14 protein-coding genes are annotated in these 16,417 nt (G+C 67.4%); 2 read left to right on the forward strand and 12 right to left on the reverse strand.

The window, feature by feature from the left end; translation table 11 throughout:
• Window positions 1-143: 143 nt before the first annotated feature.
• From BLW09_RS15480 to BLW09_RS15520, 9 genes are read right to left on the reverse strand one after another with little or no spacing between them, the layout of a single operon-like run.
• Complete coding sequence (locus BLW09_RS15480; RefSeq protein ID WP_089914674.1) at window positions 144-1,385, reverse strand: alpha-hydroxy acid oxidase; 1,242 nt, start codon at window positions 1,383-1,385, stop codon at window positions 144-146.
• 11 nt (window positions 1,386-1,396) lie between these two features.
• The gene (locus BLW09_RS15485) at window positions 1,397-2,827 is read right to left on the reverse strand and encodes a rhamnulokinase (protein ID WP_089914677.1); all 1,431 of its coding nucleotides are present in this window, start codon (window positions 2,825-2,827) and stop codon (window positions 1,397-1,399) included.
• Window positions 2,824-4,860 carry a bifunctional aldolase/short-chain dehydrogenase gene (locus tag BLW09_RS15490; protein ID WP_089914680.1) on the reverse strand — a complete coding sequence of 679 codons (2,037 nt, stop codon included), beginning with the start codon at window positions 4,858-4,860 and terminating at the stop codon, window positions 2,824-2,826. The genes BLW09_RS15485 and BLW09_RS15490 overlap by 4 nt, the downstream gene beginning before the upstream one ends.
• Window positions 4,861-4,909: 49 nt before the next feature.
• Complete coding sequence (locus BLW09_RS15495) at window positions 4,910-5,284, reverse strand: hypothetical protein (RefSeq protein WP_157696959.1); 375 nt, start codon at window positions 5,282-5,284, stop codon at window positions 4,910-4,912.
• 7 nt (window positions 5,285-5,291) lie between these two features.
• The gene (gene rhaI, locus BLW09_RS15500) at window positions 5,292-6,455 is read right to left on the reverse strand and encodes an L-rhamnose isomerase (protein ID WP_089914686.1); all 1,164 of its coding nucleotides are present in this window, start codon (window positions 6,453-6,455) and stop codon (window positions 5,292-5,294) included.
• The gene (locus BLW09_RS15505) at window positions 6,448-8,667 is read right to left on the reverse strand and encodes a beta-galactosidase (protein WP_089914689.1); all 2,220 of its coding nucleotides are present in this window, start codon (window positions 8,665-8,667) and stop codon (window positions 6,448-6,450) included. Before BLW09_RS15505 ends, rhaI begins: the two co-directional genes overlap by 8 nt.
• A gap of 39 nt (window positions 8,668-8,706) precedes the next feature.
• Window positions 8,707-9,606 carry a carbohydrate ABC transporter permease gene (locus BLW09_RS15510; RefSeq protein WP_089914692.1) on the reverse strand — a complete coding sequence of 300 codons (900 nt, stop codon included), beginning with the start codon at window positions 9,604-9,606 and terminating at the stop codon, window positions 8,707-8,709.
• 19 nt (window positions 9,607-9,625) lie between these two features.
• Window positions 9,626-10,567 (reverse strand): carbohydrate ABC transporter permease, encoded by a 942-nt coding sequence (locus BLW09_RS15515; RefSeq protein WP_089914695.1) that lies wholly within the window; start codon window positions 10,565-10,567, stop codon window positions 9,626-9,628.
• On the reverse strand, window positions 10,564-11,889 hold the full coding sequence (locus BLW09_RS15520; RefSeq protein WP_089914699.1) for an ABC transporter substrate-binding protein: 1,326 nt from the start codon (window positions 11,887-11,889) through the stop codon (window positions 10,564-10,566). Before BLW09_RS15520 ends, BLW09_RS15515 begins: the two co-directional genes overlap by 4 nt.
• A gap of 178 nt (window positions 11,890-12,067) precedes the next feature.
• On the opposite strand from BLW09_RS15520, the gene BLW09_RS15525 reads away from it, so the two are divergent.
• On the forward strand, window positions 12,068-12,697 hold the full coding sequence (locus BLW09_RS15525) for a TetR/AcrR family transcriptional regulator (RefSeq protein WP_157696961.1): 630 nt from the start codon (window positions 12,068-12,070) through the stop codon (window positions 12,695-12,697).
• A 7-nt stretch (window positions 12,698-12,704) separates the two neighbouring features.
• Here BLW09_RS15525 and BLW09_RS15530 read toward each other — a convergent pair whose 3' ends face one another.
• Entirely contained in the window at window positions 12,705-13,538 is an 834-nt protein-coding gene (locus BLW09_RS15530) for an SDR family NAD(P)-dependent oxidoreductase (RefSeq protein WP_089914704.1), read from the reverse strand.
• 120 nt (window positions 13,539-13,658) lie between these two features.
• Here BLW09_RS15530 and BLW09_RS15535 point away from each other — a divergent pair, with 120 nt between their 5' ends.
• Window positions 13,659-14,240, forward strand: a complete 582-nt coding sequence (locus BLW09_RS15535; protein WP_172824227.1) for an acyl-CoA-like ligand-binding transcription factor — start codon at window positions 13,659-13,661, stop codon at window positions 14,238-14,240.
• Between the two features lie 14 nt (window positions 14,241-14,254).
• Here the strand turns inward: BLW09_RS15535 and BLW09_RS15540 are convergent, their stop codons facing one another.
• Together BLW09_RS15540 and BLW09_RS15545 are read right to left on the reverse strand one after the other, a co-directional pair.
• Window positions 14,255-15,883 carry a hypothetical protein gene (locus tag BLW09_RS15540; RefSeq protein ID WP_089914709.1) on the reverse strand — a complete coding sequence of 543 codons (1,629 nt, stop codon included), beginning with the start codon at window positions 15,881-15,883 and terminating at the stop codon, window positions 14,255-14,257.
• On the reverse strand, window positions 15,880-16,416 hold the full coding sequence (locus tag BLW09_RS15545; RefSeq protein ID WP_089914713.1) for a gluconokinase: 537 nt from the start codon (window positions 16,414-16,416) through the stop codon (window positions 15,880-15,882). Before BLW09_RS15545 ends, BLW09_RS15540 begins: the two co-directional genes overlap by 4 nt.
• Between the last annotated feature and the right edge of the window lies 1 nt (window position 16,417).

A 16,417-nucleotide genomic window follows, 5' to 3' on the forward strand; every position in this document is an offset into this window, starting at 1 on the left:
ATGGCCGCGAACAAGCGCTGTACGGCCCGCCGGTCCCACTCCTCCAGCACCGGCGACCCAAGTGGGTGCGCTCTTCATCCCTCGGTTGCGAGAATCGGCTTGGCTGTGGTTCTTGAGGTTTACGTGTACGGCAGCGTCCTAGCCTAGCTTGTACGTTGATGTGGCTGCAGGCGGGTGAGTTGGGTGACGTGGTGGGGGCCGAGTTCGGCCAGGGAGCGTACTTGGAGGAGTTTCATGGTGCGGATCAGTTGGTCGGTGAGGATCTGGATGGTGCGGTCGACTCCTTCCCGGCCGCCGGCCATCAGCCCGTAGAGGTAGGCGCGGCCGATCAGGGTGAACTTGGCGCCGAGGGCGTAGGCGGCGATGATGTCGGCGCCGTTCATGATGCCGGTGTCGATCGCGATCTCGGTGTGCTGCCCGACCTCCCGGGCGACGGTGGGGAGGAGGTGGAAGGGGATGGGGGCGCGGTCCAGTTGCCGGCCGCCGTGGTTGGAGAGCACGATCCCATCCACCCCGTGATCCACCAGGGTCTTGGCGTCCTCCAGGGTCTGCACGCCCTTGATGACCAGTTTCCCCGGCCACATCTGGCGGATGATGGCGAGGTCCTCGTAGTTGATCGACGGGTCCATCGCCGCGTTCAACAGGTCCCCGACGGTGCCGCCGGTGGCCGACAGGGACGCGAACTCCAGTTTCGGGGTGGTCAGGAAGTCGTACCACCACCACGGCCGCGGGATCGCATTCAGGATCGTGCCCAGGGTCAGCTGCGGCGGAATGGAGAACCCGTTGCGCTTGTCCCGCAACCGGGCCCCCGCCACCGGGGTGTCCACGGTGAAGAACAGGGTGTCGAACCCGGCCGCCGCCGCCCGCTCCACCAACCCGTACGAGATCTCCCGTTGCCGCATCACATACAACTGGAACCAGTTCCGCCCAAACGGGTTCGCCGCCTTCACCCCCTCGATCGAGGTGGTCCCCAACGTGGACAGGGTGAACGGGATCCCCGCCGCCCCGGCAGCACCCGCACCGGCGGTCTCCCCCTCGGTCTGCATCAACCTCGTGAACCCGGTCGGCGCGATCCCGAACGGCAACGCCGACGGACCACCCCAGATCTGGCACGACGTGTCGACAGTGGACACGTCCCGCAGGATCGAGGGATGGAACTCCACATCCTCAAACGCCTGCCGCGCCCGCGCCAACGACAACTCCCCCTCCGCCGCGCCCTCCGTGTAATCGAACGCCGCCCGAGGCGTCCGACGGCGAGCGATCCTGGCCAGGTCCTCGATCGTCAACGCCGACTCCAGGCGCCGCTTCCTCAGATTCAGCTCCGGCCGCTTGAACCGCATCAACTCCAACAACTCGGCGGGACGAGGCAACTGCCGATCAACCATGGGCAGGGATCCTAACGGGGGTCGTAACGGATGGTGGGGGTGTCTCGGATGACGAGTGCGCGCAAGGTTTCGAGGTCGCCGCTGACCCAGCCGAGAGCGCGCGCTTGTACCAGGACGTTGCCGAGGGCGGTCGCTTCGGCGGGGCCGGCGATGACCGGAAGCCCGGCAGCGTCGGCGGTGAGCTGACACAGGAGAGCGTTCAGGCTGCCGCCGCCCACGATGTGGATCGCGTTCACGGTCTTCCCGGACAACTGCGCGGCCTGTCGGATCGCTGACGCGTAGGAACGCGCGAGGCTGAGGAGGATGCTGCGGACCAGAGCCGCGCGGGTCGTTGGCACCGGACGATCGTGGCTGACGAGCCACTCCTCGATGCGGCGAGGCATGTCGCCCGGGGCGAGAAAGGTCTCGTCGTCGGCGTCGAAGATGGGTACCGGCTCGGAGACGCGTTCGGCCTGCTCCAGGAGTTCAGCCAGGCTGACCCGTTCCTCGGTCCGTCGCCACTCTCGGACGCACTCCGACAGCAGCCACAGGCCCATCACGTTGTGAAGGAAGCGGGTGCGTCCGTCGACACCGCCCTCGTTGGTGAACCCGGATCGCCGCGCTTCGTCCGTCAAGATGGGGTGCTCGAGTTCGACGCCAACGAGCGACCATGTCCCGCAGGAGATGTAGGCGCTATCGCTGCTCGTCGTGGGGAGGGCGACCACCGCGCTGGCGGTATCGTGCGACCCGACCGAGATCACTCGTGCAGTGCTGTCACCGATCCCTCGACGAGCTGAGGCGGTCAATGTGCCCAGCTCCGTGCCCGCGGCGACCAGCTCGGGGAAGATTCGTGCTGGGATGCCGAGCTCGCCGGCAATATCCCTATCCCAGTCGCCGGTGCCGGCGTTTAGGAGTCCGGTCGTGGAGGCGTTGGTGCGCTCTGCGACGCCGGTGCCGGTCAGCCAGTAGCCGAACAGATCAGGCAGCAGGAGGAATCGGTCAGCGACATCCAGCAGGCCGGCCTGCTGGTCGGCGACGAGCTGGAACACAGTGTTGAAGGGAAGGTGCTGCAGCCCGTTCCGGACGTACAGGGCCTCAGGAGTGATCGTTCGGTGGACGCTGTCGACGGCCGCATTGGTGCGATCATCCCGGTAGCTGTACGGCAGCCCCAGGACGTTCCCCCTGCGCATCAGGGCGTAATCGACCGCCCACGTGTCCACCCCGATACCGGCCAGTGCCGGTGCGCGGCGCGCGGCGATGGCCAGACCCTCCACCGCGTCCCGATACAGTTCCACAATGCTCCAGTGGAGCCCGTCCAAGGTTCGCACTGGGCGGTTGTCGAACCGGTGCACCGCCTCTAGCCGGATCGCGTCCTTCGAGATATGGCCCAACATGACGCGTCCGCTGGTGGCCCCGAGGTCGACGGCGGCGACGGTGCCTGCGCCCGTCCCATTCGCATTCATCGGAGGAAGGCGGCTGCGACTCCCGCATCCACCGGGATGTGCAGGCCGGTCGTGTGGTCGAGGTCGCTGGTGCACAGCACGAACACCGCGTTGGCCACGTGCTCGGGCAGCACTTCACGCTTGAGCAGGGTGCGCTGGGCGTAGTACTGGCCGAGCTCCTCCTCCGGCACCCCGTAGACGGCCGCGCGCTTGGCGCCCCAGCCGCCCGCGAAGATCCCGGACCCGCGCACCACCCCGTCGGGGTTGATGCCGTTGACGCGGATGCCGTGCTCCCCCAGCTCGGCCGCGAGCAGTCGCACCTGGTGTGCCTGGTCGGCCTTCGTCGCCGAGTACGCGATGTTGTTCGGCCCGGCGAAGATCGAGTTCTTCGACGAGATGTAGACGATATCACCGCCGAGCTTCTGGTCGATCAGCACCTTCGCGGCGGCGCGGGAGACCAGGAACGACCCCTTGGCCATGACGTTGTGCTGAAGGTCCCAGTCGGCGTTCGTGGTCTCCAGCAACGGCTTGGAGATGGACAGGCCGGCGTTGTTGACCACCAGGTCGAGCCCGCCGAAGGCGAGCAGCGCATCCCGGATGGATGCGTCGACCGCCTTCTCGTCGGTCACGTCCGCGGCCACGCCGATCGCGACGTCCGCGTTGCCGATCTCGGCAGCGGCGGCCTGCGCCTTCGCGAGGTCGAGGTCGGCGACCACCACGCACGCGCCCTCGGCGGCGAGCCGGCTCGCGATGGCCTTCCCGATCCCGGACGCGGCGCCGGTGACCAGCGCGATGCGGCCGGCGAGCGGCTTGGGCTTCGGCATCCGCTGCAGCTTCGCCTCCTCCAACGCCCAGTACTCGATGCGGAACTTCTCCGCCTCATCGATCGGCGCATACGACGACAACGCCTCCGCCCCGCGCATCACGTTGATCGCGTTGACGTAGAACTCGCCCGCCACCCGAGCGGTCTGCTTGTCCTTGCCGTAGGAGAACATGCCGACGCCGGGGATCAGGATGATCGCCGGGTCCGCCCCGCGGATGGCCGGTGAGTCCGCCGTCGCGTTGCGGTCGTAGTACGCCTGATAGTCGGCCCAGTACTGCTCGTGCAGCTCCTCCAGCCGCGCCACCGACTCCTCGATGGACGCATCCGCCGGGAGGTCGAGCACTAGGGGCTTCACCTTCGTGCGCAGGAAATGGTCCGGGCAGGAGGTGCCCAGTGCGGCCAGCCGCGGGTGCTCGGTGGAGGCCAGAAAGTCCAGCACCACGTCCGCGTCGGTGAAGTGCCCGACCTGCACCCGGTCGGTGGATGCGATGGCGCGCAGGTGCGGAGCCAGCGCCGCCGCCTTCGCCCGCCGCTCGCCCTCCGGCAACGCCTCATAGCCCGGCAGGACCGGCCCGAACGGCTCGGGACGGCCGTGCTCGGCGATGTAGTCCGCCGTGGTCTGGATGATCCACAGCGAGTTGGCCTCCGCCTCCTCGCTCGTGTCGCCCCAGGCCGTGATGCCGTGGCCCCCCAGGATGGTGCCGATCGCCTCCGGGTTCGCTCGCTTGATCGCCGCTATGTCGAGCCCGAGCTGGAACCCGGGACGCCGCCACGGCACCCACACCACGCGGCCGCCGAAGATCGTCCGCGTCAGTTGCTCCCCGTCGGCCGCCGTCGCGATGGCGATGCCGGAATCCGGGTGCAGGTGATCGACGTGCGCCGCATCCACTAGGCCGTGCATCGCCGTATCGATCGAGGGTGCCGCACCGCCCTTGCCGTGAAGCGTGTAGTCGAACGCGGCGACCATCTCGTCCTCGCGCTCTACACCGGAGTAGACGTTCTGCAGAGCGCGGAGGCGGTCGAGGCGCAACACCGCGAGGCCTTGCTCGGTCAGCGTGCCCAGGTCACCGCCGGAGCCCTTCACCCACAGCAGTTCCACCGGCTCACCGGTCACCGGGTCGATCTCGGTGCCCTTCGCGGACGTGTTCCCGCCCGCGTAGTTCGTGTTCGCCGGGTCCGACCCGAGCCGGTTCGAGCGGGCGATCAGGGATGCGACAGTCTCGTTCGTCATGAGGCAGTTCCTTGAAGATTTGGTATCGATGGATTGCTCAGTGATCAGATCACTGGTGGTGGAGGAGCGCCCCGTTGACGGCGGGCGAAAGAAACTGTTGGAACAGGACACGCGCCCGGTCATCGCCATACAGGAGATCGATGTCGTGCGCGTTTGGGGCGTGCTCTCGGACGACGCGATCCAATACCGCGCGAGCGGCCCCGCCCGCGTCGACGGTCGCGCTCGACGAGAGAACCCGAACGTTGGAGATGACGACGTCCCCCGTGGGATGAAGCCCTCCGTCACCCCCGACCTGGTCGTCGCCCTCCACGTGGTCGTCCCAGAGCACGTCGACGGTCAGGCGCGCGCGGGCCCACGGCATTCCCGCGACAGTGGCCGTCACACGGAGCGCTTCGCTGGTTCCGGCCGGGACATAGAGCAACATGGGCCGCTCACGCCCCCCATCCGGCCTGGGTGCCGCCGACACGGTCGGCCTCGATCTGCTCCTGGTACCCGGAGGCCTTGTACGCGGCCATCGGGTCGGCCGGGAGTCCGCGCGACTCGCGCCATGCGGCCAGGTCGGCACGCATGTCGGTGTTGAACGCATCCATGAACACCGTGTTCGCGGCCAGCACGTCGTTCGCAGCCTGCGCGGCGGCCAGCGCGTCGGTGTCCACCAGCAACGCCTTCGCGGTGGCCTCCTGCACGTTCAGCACCGACCGGATCTGCCCGGGGATCTTCGCCTCCAGGTTGTGGCACTGGTCGAGCATGAACGCGACCTCAGGGTTCGCGTAGCCGCCGCCCTGGATCACCTCGAAGATGATCCGGAACAGCTGGAACGGGTCCGCCGCGCCCACGATCAGGTCGTCATCGGCGTAGAACCGGCTGTTGAAGTCGAACGACCCCAGCTTCCCGAGCCGCAGCAGCTGCATCACGATGAACTCGATGTTCGTCCCGGGTGCGTGGTGCCCGGTGTCCAGGCACACCACCGCGCGCTCGCCGAGGGCCGCGGTCTGGACATAGCTCGTCCCCCAGTCCGGAACATCCGTGTGATAGAACGCCGGCTCGAAGAACTTGTACTCCAGCACCAGCCGCTGGCCCTCGCCGATCCGCTCGTAGATCTTCTGCAGACTGTCCGCCAGCCGGTCCTGCCGGGCGCGCATCGAATCCTGACCCGGATAGTTCGTGCCGTCCGCCAGCCAGATCTTCAGATCCCGCGACCCGGTCTCGTTCATCACGTCTATGCACTCGAAATGGTGATCGATCGCCTTCTGCCGGATCCGGTCATCCGCGTGGGTGACCGAGCCGAACTTGAAATCGTCGTCCTGGAACGTGTTGGAGTTCACCGTCCCCAGCTCGACCCCGTTGTCCTCCGCGTGCTTGCGGAGGTCGGCGTACGAGTCGACCCGGTCCCACGGGATGTGCAGGGCGACCGTCGGCGCCAGCCCGGTGTGCTTGTGCACCTGCGCGGCGTCCGAGATCTTCTCGAACGGGTCGCGCGCCGTGCCCGGCGTCCCGAACACACGGAACCGGGTGCCCGAGTTGCCGAACGCCCAGCTCGGCAGCTCGATCGCCTGCAACGCCAGCCGATCGCGGATAGGTCTGAGGTCAGTCAATGTCTTGTGCCTTTCGGATGATGCGAGTGACTCCGCCTAATGACGCCTCGTCGCCAACGACAACTTCGACTTGCTCTGGCTTCGAAACAGCCGGAGCGGAGGTCCGTTGAATAATCGACGATTCGACCCGCCCGAACAGGTTGCCGCTGCTCACGTCTTGGTCGATCACCGCCCGCGACCCGATGACGGCGACGCCTTGCGGTTCGAGAGTCAGCCCTAGCGCGTCGCCACCTGTGAGAAGATCGGTGCCCTTTCCCGCCAGCGTCACCGCGGTGGCACCGTGGTTGATCACGAACTGTGCCTCGCCACGCTGGAGGGACTCGACGAATCCGGCATCGCTGTCGCTGACCGGGCGGCGAACCTCCAGTCCGCTCTCGGAGATGAGCCGACGCACGATTGCTGCGGTGCCGTCCCGCTCCAGCCGGGTGGACAGGTACCACGCGGTGCCGTCGCCCCGAACGTTCCGGGTGAGGGCCGGCCATCCGCCGAGTTGTCCACCATCGAAGACCGCCAGGACGTGCGCCTCGCGAACATGGACGACTTCGGTCCACTCGATGCCGGTTGCGACGCCGTCGTCGAACACGGGGCCGCGCACCGAAACCGTCGGCGCCACCGTCGACTCGGGCGAGACCGGGATGGCTCCCGGGCGCGCCCACGCGCCGGCGAGCGGCCAGAACTCCTCGATCCACACGCCGAGCGTCGACTGGAGCTCACCCAGATACCCCCCGAGGCGCACCCGGAGGTTCTCATCCACGATTCCCGTCTGATCGGTGACCAGCACGGTCGCCCCGGCGCGTGCCGCCTCGTCGATGGCCGCAGCCTGTGCGTCCGTCGTCACGAACAGACTCGGGACGATGACGATCGCGTAGCCCGTCAGATCCTCGTCACCTCGCGTCAGATCGACCGTGAGCCCCGCCTCCGTGAGCGCGGCGTGCCAACGGGCGACCAGGGTCCGGTAGCTCGAGGTGGCCGGGAGGCCCTGTTGCTCGATCGCCCACCAGCTGTCCCAATCGAAGACGAGGGCCGCCTGGGCCTTGACCCGGCTGCCCATCAGGTGTCCCAGGGTACCGAGCTCAGCGCCGAGCTGCTCGACCTCACGCCAGATGCGCGTGTCCGTGCCGGCGTGAGGCACCATCGCGGAGTGGAACTTCTCGGCTCCGGAAGCCGACTGCCGCCATTGGAAGAACAGGATGCCGTCGGCTCCGCGAGCGAGCGCCTGATACGACAGCGCACGCATCTGGCCCGGCGCCTTGGGAGCGTTCGCCGGCCGGGTATTCACGGCGCTCGGCGACTGCTCCATCAGGATCCACGGCCGACCGCGTCCGAGGGACCGCATGAGGTCGCGGGCCAGCGCGGAACCGCGGGCGGCATCCGGGTCGGCGGGATCCGGATACAGGTCGTCAGAGACGACATCGACGTGCTCCGCCCACCGCCAGTAGTCCGCACCGCGGAACAGGCCCATGAAGTTCGTCGTCACCGGGATGTCGGGAGTGACCTCGCGGAGGATCGCCTTCTCCTCGAGGAAGCACGCGAGCATTTCATCGGAGCTGAACCGCTCGAAGTCCAGGGACTGCGTCGGGTTCGGGTACGCGGGGGTGGCGCGCGGCGGCAGGATCTCGTCGAAGGTCGAGTAGGACTGCGACCAGAAGGCGGTCCCCCACGCCTCGTTCAGAGCGCCGACCGTCTCGTACTTCGCGGTCAGCCAGCGCCGGAAGGCAGCAGCGGACTCATCGCAATAGCAGCGCGAGACATGGCATCCGTACTCGTTGTTGACATGCCACATCACGACGGCCGGATGCGTTCCGTAGCGCTCGGCCAACGCTCGCGTCAGCCGGGCGGCGCTCCGCCGGTAGGCCGGCGAGCTGGGGCAGTAGCCCTGTCGGGAGCCCGGTGAGAGCCGAACACCGTCGGCCGTCACCGGCAGGGACTCCGGGTACCGGTGAGAGAGCCACGGAGGCGGCGCGGCCGTCGCCGTCGCCAGGTCGACCTTCACCCCATTCTCGTGCAGCAGGTCGAGCACATCATCGAGCCAGGCGAACTCGTATCTGCCCTCCTCCGGCTCGAGCAGCGACCAGGCGAAGACGCCGACGGTGACCAGGTTGACGCCCGCACGCCGCATGAGCTCCACATCCTCGTCCCACACCGCCTCTGGCCACTGCTCGGGGTTGTAGTCGCCGCCGAACCAGGGGCTGTCGGTGAATAGAGGACGCATGACGGTACAGGGTTCCTTCCGGTCGCGGGAGTCGCGGACCTACTTGATCGCGCCGGCGCTGATGCCGTCGACGATCTGGCGCTGGGCGAAGAGGTAGAAGACGAGTACGGGCACGATGGAGATCAGCGTCGCCGCCAGCAGGATCTGCGGCTGCGGGGTCTCGGCCGACACGAAGCTGGTGAGCCCTCGCTGCACCGGCATCAAGGCATTGTCGTTGAAGATCACGAGCGCCATCAGGTATTCGTTCCAGACCGCGAACGCCTGGATGACCGCGACGGCCGCGAGGCCCGGGCGGGCCAGCGGAAGCATGATGCGGAAGAAGGTGCCCAGCGCCGACGCGCCATCGAGTGCGGCCGCCTCTTCGAGATCCTTCGGCTGCGACGCGAAGAAGCTCCTCATGATCAAGGTCGAGATCGGAATGCCGGTGGTGATCAGGATGAAGATGTATCCCTGCCGGGTGTTCGCGAGGTCGAGGGCGAGCAGCACCTTGTACTGGGCGAGGAACATGGCGGGTGCCGGGATGATCATCACGGCGAGGATCAGCGCGGTGAAGACGCCCTTTCCCTTGAAGTCGAGCCGGGCAAGGGCGTACCCCGCCAGACTCGACACCAGGAGGATCCCCGCGACCGCGCACAGCGTGTAGATGATGCTGTTCGTCAGGTAAACGCCGAGGTTGCCTTTGACCCAGGCCGTGGTGAAGTTCTGCCACTGCGGCACGGCCGGGAGCAGCGCGTCGCCCTTCAACAGCTCGGGCAGGCTCTGCATCGATCCGGAGATCATCCACAGGATGGGGAACAGGGCGCTCAGGGCCGCGGACACCAGCAGGGCGTAGAGCGCCACGCGACCTGGGCGCAGTGGCCTGCGGCCCGTGCGAGCCTGCGAAGGCGTCGTCTGCTCGCGGACGCCGGCGTATTCGGGTGCATTCGTTGTCGTCGTCATGGTCGTCTTCCTTCCGCGGTCAGCCGTCGGCCCGACGGCGGGAGAAGCCGAGCTGGAACAGCGACAGGAGAATGAGGGCGCCTCCGAAGATCACGGACATAGCCGCTGCAGCCCCATAGTTGTTGTACGTGAACGCCTGCGTGAAGATCTGGAGGGTGGGCACCATGGTGGTATAGCCAGGGCCGCCGTTGGTGAGCACCTGCACCGTGCCGAAGATCTGCAATGCGGCAAGCAGGGTGAGCAGGCTGACAACTGTCGTCACCGGAGCGAGCTGCGGCCAGGTGATGTACCGGAACTTCGCCCAGCCGCGGGCGCCGTCGAGCTCCGCCGCCTCGTACAGATACTTCGGGATGTCCTGGAGGCCAGCGAGGAACAGAATGAAGCCGAACCCCCAGTGCAGCCAGAGGAACACGCCGATCACGGCGAGCATCGCGACGTTGGGGTCATTCAGCCAGTCGTGGCGGAGAAAACCCAGTCCCACCCACCCGAGGATCTTGTTCACGACGCCTGAGCGCGGGTCCAGCATGGCCGAGAACACCATGCCGACGACGACCACCGAGAGCACGCTCGGCAGATAATAGACGGTGCGGAAGAAGGTGCGGCCCTTGCGGATCGCGTTGACTGCGAGCGCCATGATCATCGAGACGCCGTTGCCGACCACGAAGCCGACCACTCCGAAGATGAGCACATTCTTCATGGATGCCCAGAACGCGGCGTTCTTGAAAGCGGCCTCATAATTCAGGCCGCCGACCCACGGGGTGTCCGGGCTGACGCCGTCCCACGACTGGAAGCTGAGCACGATCGACTCGACGAACGGCACCAGCGTGAATACCGCGATCAAGGCGATCGCGGGCGCCAGGAACAGGTACCCGGTCAGCGCTTTGCGTCCGCCGATCCTGCGCCGTCTGCGCGGCGCCCCAAAGGAGCGCCGCGCAGACGTGGTGCGGAGAGCGGTGGTCACTGGCTGGCGTCCTGTGCGCTCTGGACGTCGGCAAGGAGATCCTTCACCGTCATCTGGCCGAGCACGAGGCTCTGCACATCGCGGTTGATCGCATCCGTGACCTGCGCGCTGAACGTGTTCGGGATGACCTGTTGATTCTTCGTGCCCTCGGCGAAGCCGACGAGCGTGTCGGGCAGCTTCGCACTCTTCAGCAGCGACGGGCTGGTCGGGATGATGTACGCCTCCTTGGCGAACACTTCCTGCTGTGCCGGCTCGGTGAGCCACTTCACGAAGGCGAGGGACGCCTGGACGTGCTCGCCGCGCGGGTTGATGACCGCACCCTTGCCGGGGACGCCCGGCGAGCGGGGCGAGTACTTGGCGTCGGACGCCTTCGGCAACGCCATCGAGAAGAACGACGTGTAGTCCGGAGCCGTCTTGTGTGCGACCGAGACACCCGGCGAAGCGTCGAAGATCGTTCCGACGCTGTGCTTTGTGAAGAAGTTCGTCTCGACGGTGGGGTTGTCGTTCTGGCCTCCCGGGATGGCGTCGCCCTGGATGGCGCCGGCCTTCTTGAGGTCTGCGATCACCTGGAAGGCCTTGGCCCAGCCGTCGGACGTCCACTTGTAGTCGCCCGCGAAGGTGTCGTTGATCTGCTTGTCCGTCAGCCAGTTCGATGCGAGGTACTGCACGAACTGCGGCGTGAGGGAGGCGGCGACGGAGAAGCCGCCGTTGGCGTTCTTGTTGCTGGCCGCCAGTTGCTTGATGAGATCAGAGACCGTCTTCGGCTGCTTGGCTGCATCGATGCCCGAGTTCGCCGAGTCAGAGATCAGGCCGTACGACTGGTTCTCCCAGTGAACGGTGTAGACGCCCGGCTTCACGCCGAGGTTGTTGCCTTTCGCGAAGGTGGCGAGCTTGATGACCTCGGGCGTGAAGTTCTTGCTCCAGCCGTCCTTCAGCTCCGCGCTCAGGTCGAGTGCCCATCCCGCCTTGTAGAAGGGCGCCATCGAGACGGGGTTGAACGACGAGTAGATGTCCGGCATCTGCTTCGACTGCGCGTCCGCCTGGAGCTTCGGCAGATAGTCCACCGGACCCGGGGTGTCGACGGTGACCGTGACACCAGTTTCCTCGCCGTACTTCTTGGCGAGTTCGTTCAGCACGATCTCCTGGCCCCGCGACTGGTTGAGGAACGTCAAATGGACGTCCTTCTCGGCAGTCGCGCTCGTGGTCGCAGCCGGACTGCTCGACGTGCAGCCGGTGAGCAGCAGCGCGGCTGCTGCGATGGTCGCGGCGGCGACAGTAGCGCCTCGGCGGACCTTGTATCGATTCAATGCGCGTGGAAGCATTCGTCCTCACCTTTGAAAGACGCCGGAGCGGGGCGCTCCGGTCGATGGAATGGGAAGTGCAGAACCGCTAACTCTGAGTCGCTTATAGAGTTTGCACTTGGATCGTAGCCAGACCCTGCATCGAAAGTCAATTCCTAGTGACTAATAGTTTTAGGATGTTTGGTCTATGGTTTTCTGCATGACGAATACGGTCGGCGTGCGCGGTCCGCGCGGCAGCTACGCGAAGACCAGGGAGCGCCGCCGCGCCATCGCGGAAGCGGCCCTCGAGATCGTGCTCGAGAAGGGTCACCGCTCGTTGATCACCGCCGAGGTGGCCCAGCGCGCCGGCCTCAGCGAGCCGGGCGTGCTCTACCACTTCCCCACCAAAGACGATCTGCTTCTGGCAGCCCTCCGGCTCTCCGACGAGCACGAGTGGTCGACGATGCCGCTCGGCGAGTCCGTTCGGCGTGCGCCCGCCCGGGCTGCAGAGAGCCTGAGCCGCATCAATGTCGTGCGCCTGCACACAGCGATGTTCGGCGAATCCAGCGACCCCGCGCATCCCGCCCACGAGTACTTCAAAGAGCGGTGGCGCGCCGGTGACGAGCGCATGGTCCAGAGCATCGAACGCCTCCAAGCCGTCGGAGTCGTCGACCGCGCCATCGCGCCCTACCGGGCGTCGCGCTGGATCCACACCGCGTGGGAGGGCCTGCAGCTGCAGTGGCTGGCGGAGCAGGACTTCGACATCGCCGTGGAGCTCCAATCCCTGATCGAACGCATCCTCGGCGTCTCGATGGCCGAGATCGATCGAGCGACCGAGCGCAGCGACTGACGACGTCCTACAGCGTCTCCCCCGCGTCGGCCAGCAGCGTGCTGCCGGTCATGATCAGCGAGAGATCGCTGGCCGCGAAGAGCACGACGCGCGCGATGTCGTCCGGCGTTCCCAGCCGGCCGATCCTGCTGTGGCTCATGACATCCAGCGGCGGCATCTCGATACCGGCCGCGGCGGCCTGTTCGGCACCGGCCTTGGCGGCGGCCAGGTTGCCTTCGGTTGGCACGAAGCTCGGCGCGACGCCGAGCACCCGCACGCCGAGCGGCGCCAGGTCCACGGCGAGCGACTTCGTGAGGCCCCGCGCCGCATGTTTGGAGCTCACGTACGCCGCCATGCCGGGGAACGCCACCTGGAAGCCCGCGGTCGAGATGATGTTGACGATCACGCCGCCGGAGCCGTCGGCCGCCATCCGCCGGGCCGCCTCACGCGAACCGAGGAACACCCCGCGAGCGTTGACGGCGAACACGCGATCCCACATCTCGTCCGGCATGTCGAGCACGGGCGCATTGGGGAACAGGCCGGCGTTGTTGACCCAGATGTCGAGTCCGCCCAGCTCGGAGACCGCGAGGTCGGCAGCGGCCACCACCGACGCGGTGTCCGACACGTCGGCACGGGTGCCGACCGCGGTCACGCCGTACCGGTCGGCCAGTTCGGCTGCGGCTTGGCGCGCCGGCGCCTCGTTGATGTCGAGGATGAGGAGGTCCGCCCCCGCCTCGGCGAGCCGGGCCGCGATCGCCTTTCCGAGCCCTTGGGCGCCACCCGTCACGACGGCGCGGCGTCCGGCCAGCGACGCGAGTTCCGCGATCGAAGCACCCGAGACGTCAGGGTAGGGATAGGGCATGTCAGACCTCCATGGCTGAACGGAATACGATTATTGGCAGACTATGTCATAAATATCCGGCGAGCAATCGGCTACGGTCGGACCATGGTCGCGACAGCGGGGAATCGAGGTCGTCCTCCCGTGGCCGACGAGGACGACCTGCGGACACGCGCTATCGAGGTCCTGCGGCGCGACGGCTACGGCGCGGTGACGATGAAGCGCATCGCCGACGAACTGGGCATCAGCGTACGAACCCTGCACCGCTACTTCCCGGCGAAAGCGGACATCGTCTGGGGCGGGATCGAGGGTGCGCTCGACGCGCTGCGCAGAGCCCTCTCCGAGGCAGACGACGCCCTTCCGCCCTGGGAGGCGATCTCCGCGGCGATCCTCTCGGTGTTCGCACAGGACGCGGACGCGTTCGCGGTGGGGCGCGCGCGTATGCGCCTCATCGCCACCGAACCGGAACTCGAATCGACACGCCCCGAGACGTACCGCCAGTGGCGCGACGAGACGATCGGGTTCTTTTCTCGCAGGCTCGGGCTGCCGGCGGACGATGTCGTTCCGCAGGCGGCCGCGGCGGCGCTGCAATCGACGATCATGGCGGCGCTCGCCTGGTGGGCCGTTCAGGACGACGAAACGCTGACCCCCGCGGATACGGTCGCGCGCGCCCTCGACGGCCTGGCGTCGGTCGCGCGAGCGGAGGATCCGGAGCGGCGCAGCTGACGGTCACGATCGCCTTACTCCACGAGGTCCTCCACGCGCGCCGTGGCGTCGCCGTACCGGGCGAATCCGTAGGAGAGCGGCGTTCCGTCCTCACCGGTGCCGAAGAGGAGTCGCGTACCGTCTCGCACCCCGGACCAGGTGGCGCGGAGCCGCATCTCCCCGTCCGGCTCTCCGGCAAGGTCGATGTTCGCCTCGTAGACCGCGCCGTTCGCGAGGGATCCGCTGGACCGCTCGAATCCGCTGTACACATTCCGCCCGTCGTCGCTGTAGTCGACATACCGGACTGACGCGGCGAAGCTCCCCCGCCCGTCCGATGTCCGCTCGAACTCCAGGTAGCCGGACGCCGCTCCCGCGATCCGCCCGGAAGGGACGACTGGCGCGGGACGCGCTAGGAGATCGCGTGCGGCCTGGCCGTTGATGCCATACGGAGCGGAAGGAGTCGGCACGGTCCCGACGGGCTCGTCCGGCGTGTGGTCCAGGAGTTCCGCCGTCCGGATACGCAACGTGGGCCCGTTGCCGCCGAAGGTTCCTCGCAGCATCTCCATCCACATCGTCTTCCGGCCGCCCGGATGCCACGACATGGGCGAGACATAGACCCAGGACGAGTCCGCGCTGTTCAGCGGGACACCCGCATAGTCCCGCTCACTCCTCGAGCGTTCGAGGTCGACCAGGACCGGCCCGATGTTGCCAGGACGGAACCTCCGCACGCCGTCGACCACGTAGAGGTAGATCACCCAGGAGAGCTCCAGTGTCGCCAACTGGCCGTGCGGTCGCGGCAGCAGCCCGAGGAAGATCGGGTCCGTCGTGGCCGACGCGCGAGCGGACATGGTGATCCCCAGTCGCTCATCGGGCGACAGGACCGTCGTCTCGTCGTATCCGGGCGTTCGGGTGATCGCTTCGACCGTCTCGGTCCGAAGGTCCTGGATCACCGAGTCCGTCAGAGCTGCCCCGCCGTCGCCCACGGAGGCGATGGCTGCTCCCCCGCGCACGAACTGCTTCACCTCGCCGCCGAGGAGAGACCGAGTGGTGAAGTAGCCGTCGCGCTCCGGGTCCGGCGTCAGCACGGTCGGACTACTGATGATCGCCGGGTCCTGGATGGTGTACCGATCCGGCTCGCGCTGCAGCCTCCCGAGCGCCACGACGGCACTGAGGTCCGTGCGCAGGATGGTCCAGGCGATGTGCTCTTCGTCCTGCGACACGATGATCTCCGACCAATGGTGGGAGGTCAGCGGATCGGAGGCGAGCCCCCAGGGGTACTCCACGTCGACGAGCGTTGCTGCGGTCGCCGTGTCGAGGTCGGGGCTCGTTTCGAGCACGTAGTCGCCGAGTAGCACCCGCCGGTTGTCCGCGAACGGCATGTGCCGGACGCCGTTCGCGGTGGGCTTCTGCGGGATGCGGCCGGAGAAGACGTCGGTGAATCCGGAACCGTCGTCCTCGACCACGGCGGCGTGATACCAGTCCTCCGCCGCGTCGTGCTCGTCCGTGCGATAGAGCACGAACACCTTCCCCGACGGCAGGTAGGTGGCGGAGGGAGAGCGAACATGGTCGGGCAGCGGCACGTTCGAGATCTGGATGCGGCCCAGCGAGCCGTCCACCCTCTCGCGCGCCAGCGGATCGGGAGCGGACGATGCAGTGGTGGTCATGCGACGATCCTTTCCCGGGACGCCAGCCAGTCCTCTATACCGGACGCGATGGACGCGGGGTCCTCGACGACGGGGAACGCCATCCCGGCCTCATCGAGTTCCAGCGGCTCGAGTGTCTCCAGCTGCGATCGGAGCAGCGCCGGAGGCATGAAGTGCCCGGGGCGGGCCGCCATGCGGGCGTGCAGGAGGTCGGCCGAACCCGTCAGGTGCGCGAAGACGACGTCCGCTCCCGCGCCGGCGCGGAGCGCATCCCGGTAACTCCGGCGCAGCGCCGAGCAGGCGACGACGATCCCCCGACCGGAGCCGAGGCAGGCGCTCACCGTCCGCGCGACCGCATCCAGCCACGGCCATCGATCGTGGTCCGTGAGCGGTGTCCCGCCCGCCATCTTCTGACGGTTCGACTCGGGGTGGAGATCGTCGGCGTCGACGAACGCGACGCCCAGGCGCTCGGCGAGCTGCCGCCCGACAGTGGTCTTGCCCGACCCGGAGACTCCCATCACCACGACGGCGGGCGGCTGCACGTCGCTCGTCATC

It is taken from the genome of Leifsonia sp. 21MFCrub1.1 (assembly GCF_900107895.1).
GTDB classification, from domain to species: domain Bacteria; phylum Actinomycetota; class Actinomycetes; order Actinomycetales; family Microbacteriaceae; genus Leifsonia; species Leifsonia soli.

Bases quoted from the DNA above. Each gene is read 5' to 3' on its own strand.
- BLW09_RS15545 (WP_089914713.1), bottom strand. From the start codon at position 16,416: ATGACGAGCGACGTGCAGCCGCCCGCCGTCGTGGTGATGGGAGTCTCC.
- BLW09_RS15485 (WP_089914677.1), bottom strand. From the start codon at position 2,827: ATGAATGCGAATGGGACGGGCGCAGGCACCGTCGCCGCCGTCGACCTC.
- BLW09_RS15490 (WP_089914680.1), bottom strand. From the start codon at position 4,860: ATGACGAACGAGACTGTCGCATCCCTGATCGCCCGCTCGAACCGGCTC.
- BLW09_RS15530 (WP_089914704.1), bottom strand. From the start codon at position 13,538: ATGCCCTATCCCTACCCTGACGTCTCGGGTGCTTCGATCGCGGAACTC.
- BLW09_RS15480 (WP_089914674.1), bottom strand. From the start codon at position 1,385: ATGGTTGATCGGCAGTTGCCTCGTCCCGCCGAGTTGTTGGAGTTGATG.
- BLW09_RS15510 (WP_089914692.1), bottom strand. From the start codon at position 9,606: ATGACGACGACAACGAATGCACCCGAATACGCCGGCGTCCGCGAGCAG.
- BLW09_RS15540 (WP_089914709.1), bottom strand. From the start codon at position 15,883: ATGACCACCACTGCATCGTCCGCTCCCGATCCGCTGGCGCGCGAGAGG.
- BLW09_RS15495 (WP_157696959.1), bottom strand. From the start codon at position 5,284: ATGTTGCTCTATGTCCCGGCCGGAACCAGCGAAGCGCTCCGTGTGACG.
- BLW09_RS15505 (WP_089914689.1), bottom strand. From the start codon at position 8,667: ATGCGTCCTCTATTCACCGACAGCCCCTGGTTCGGCGGCGACTACAAC.
- BLW09_RS15525 (WP_157696961.1), top strand. From the start codon at position 12,068: ATGACGAATACGGTCGGCGTGCGCGGTCCGCGCGGCAGCTACGCGAAG.
- BLW09_RS15520 (WP_089914699.1), bottom strand. From the start codon at position 11,889: ATGCTTCCACGCGCATTGAATCGATACAAGGTCCGCCGAGGCGCTACT.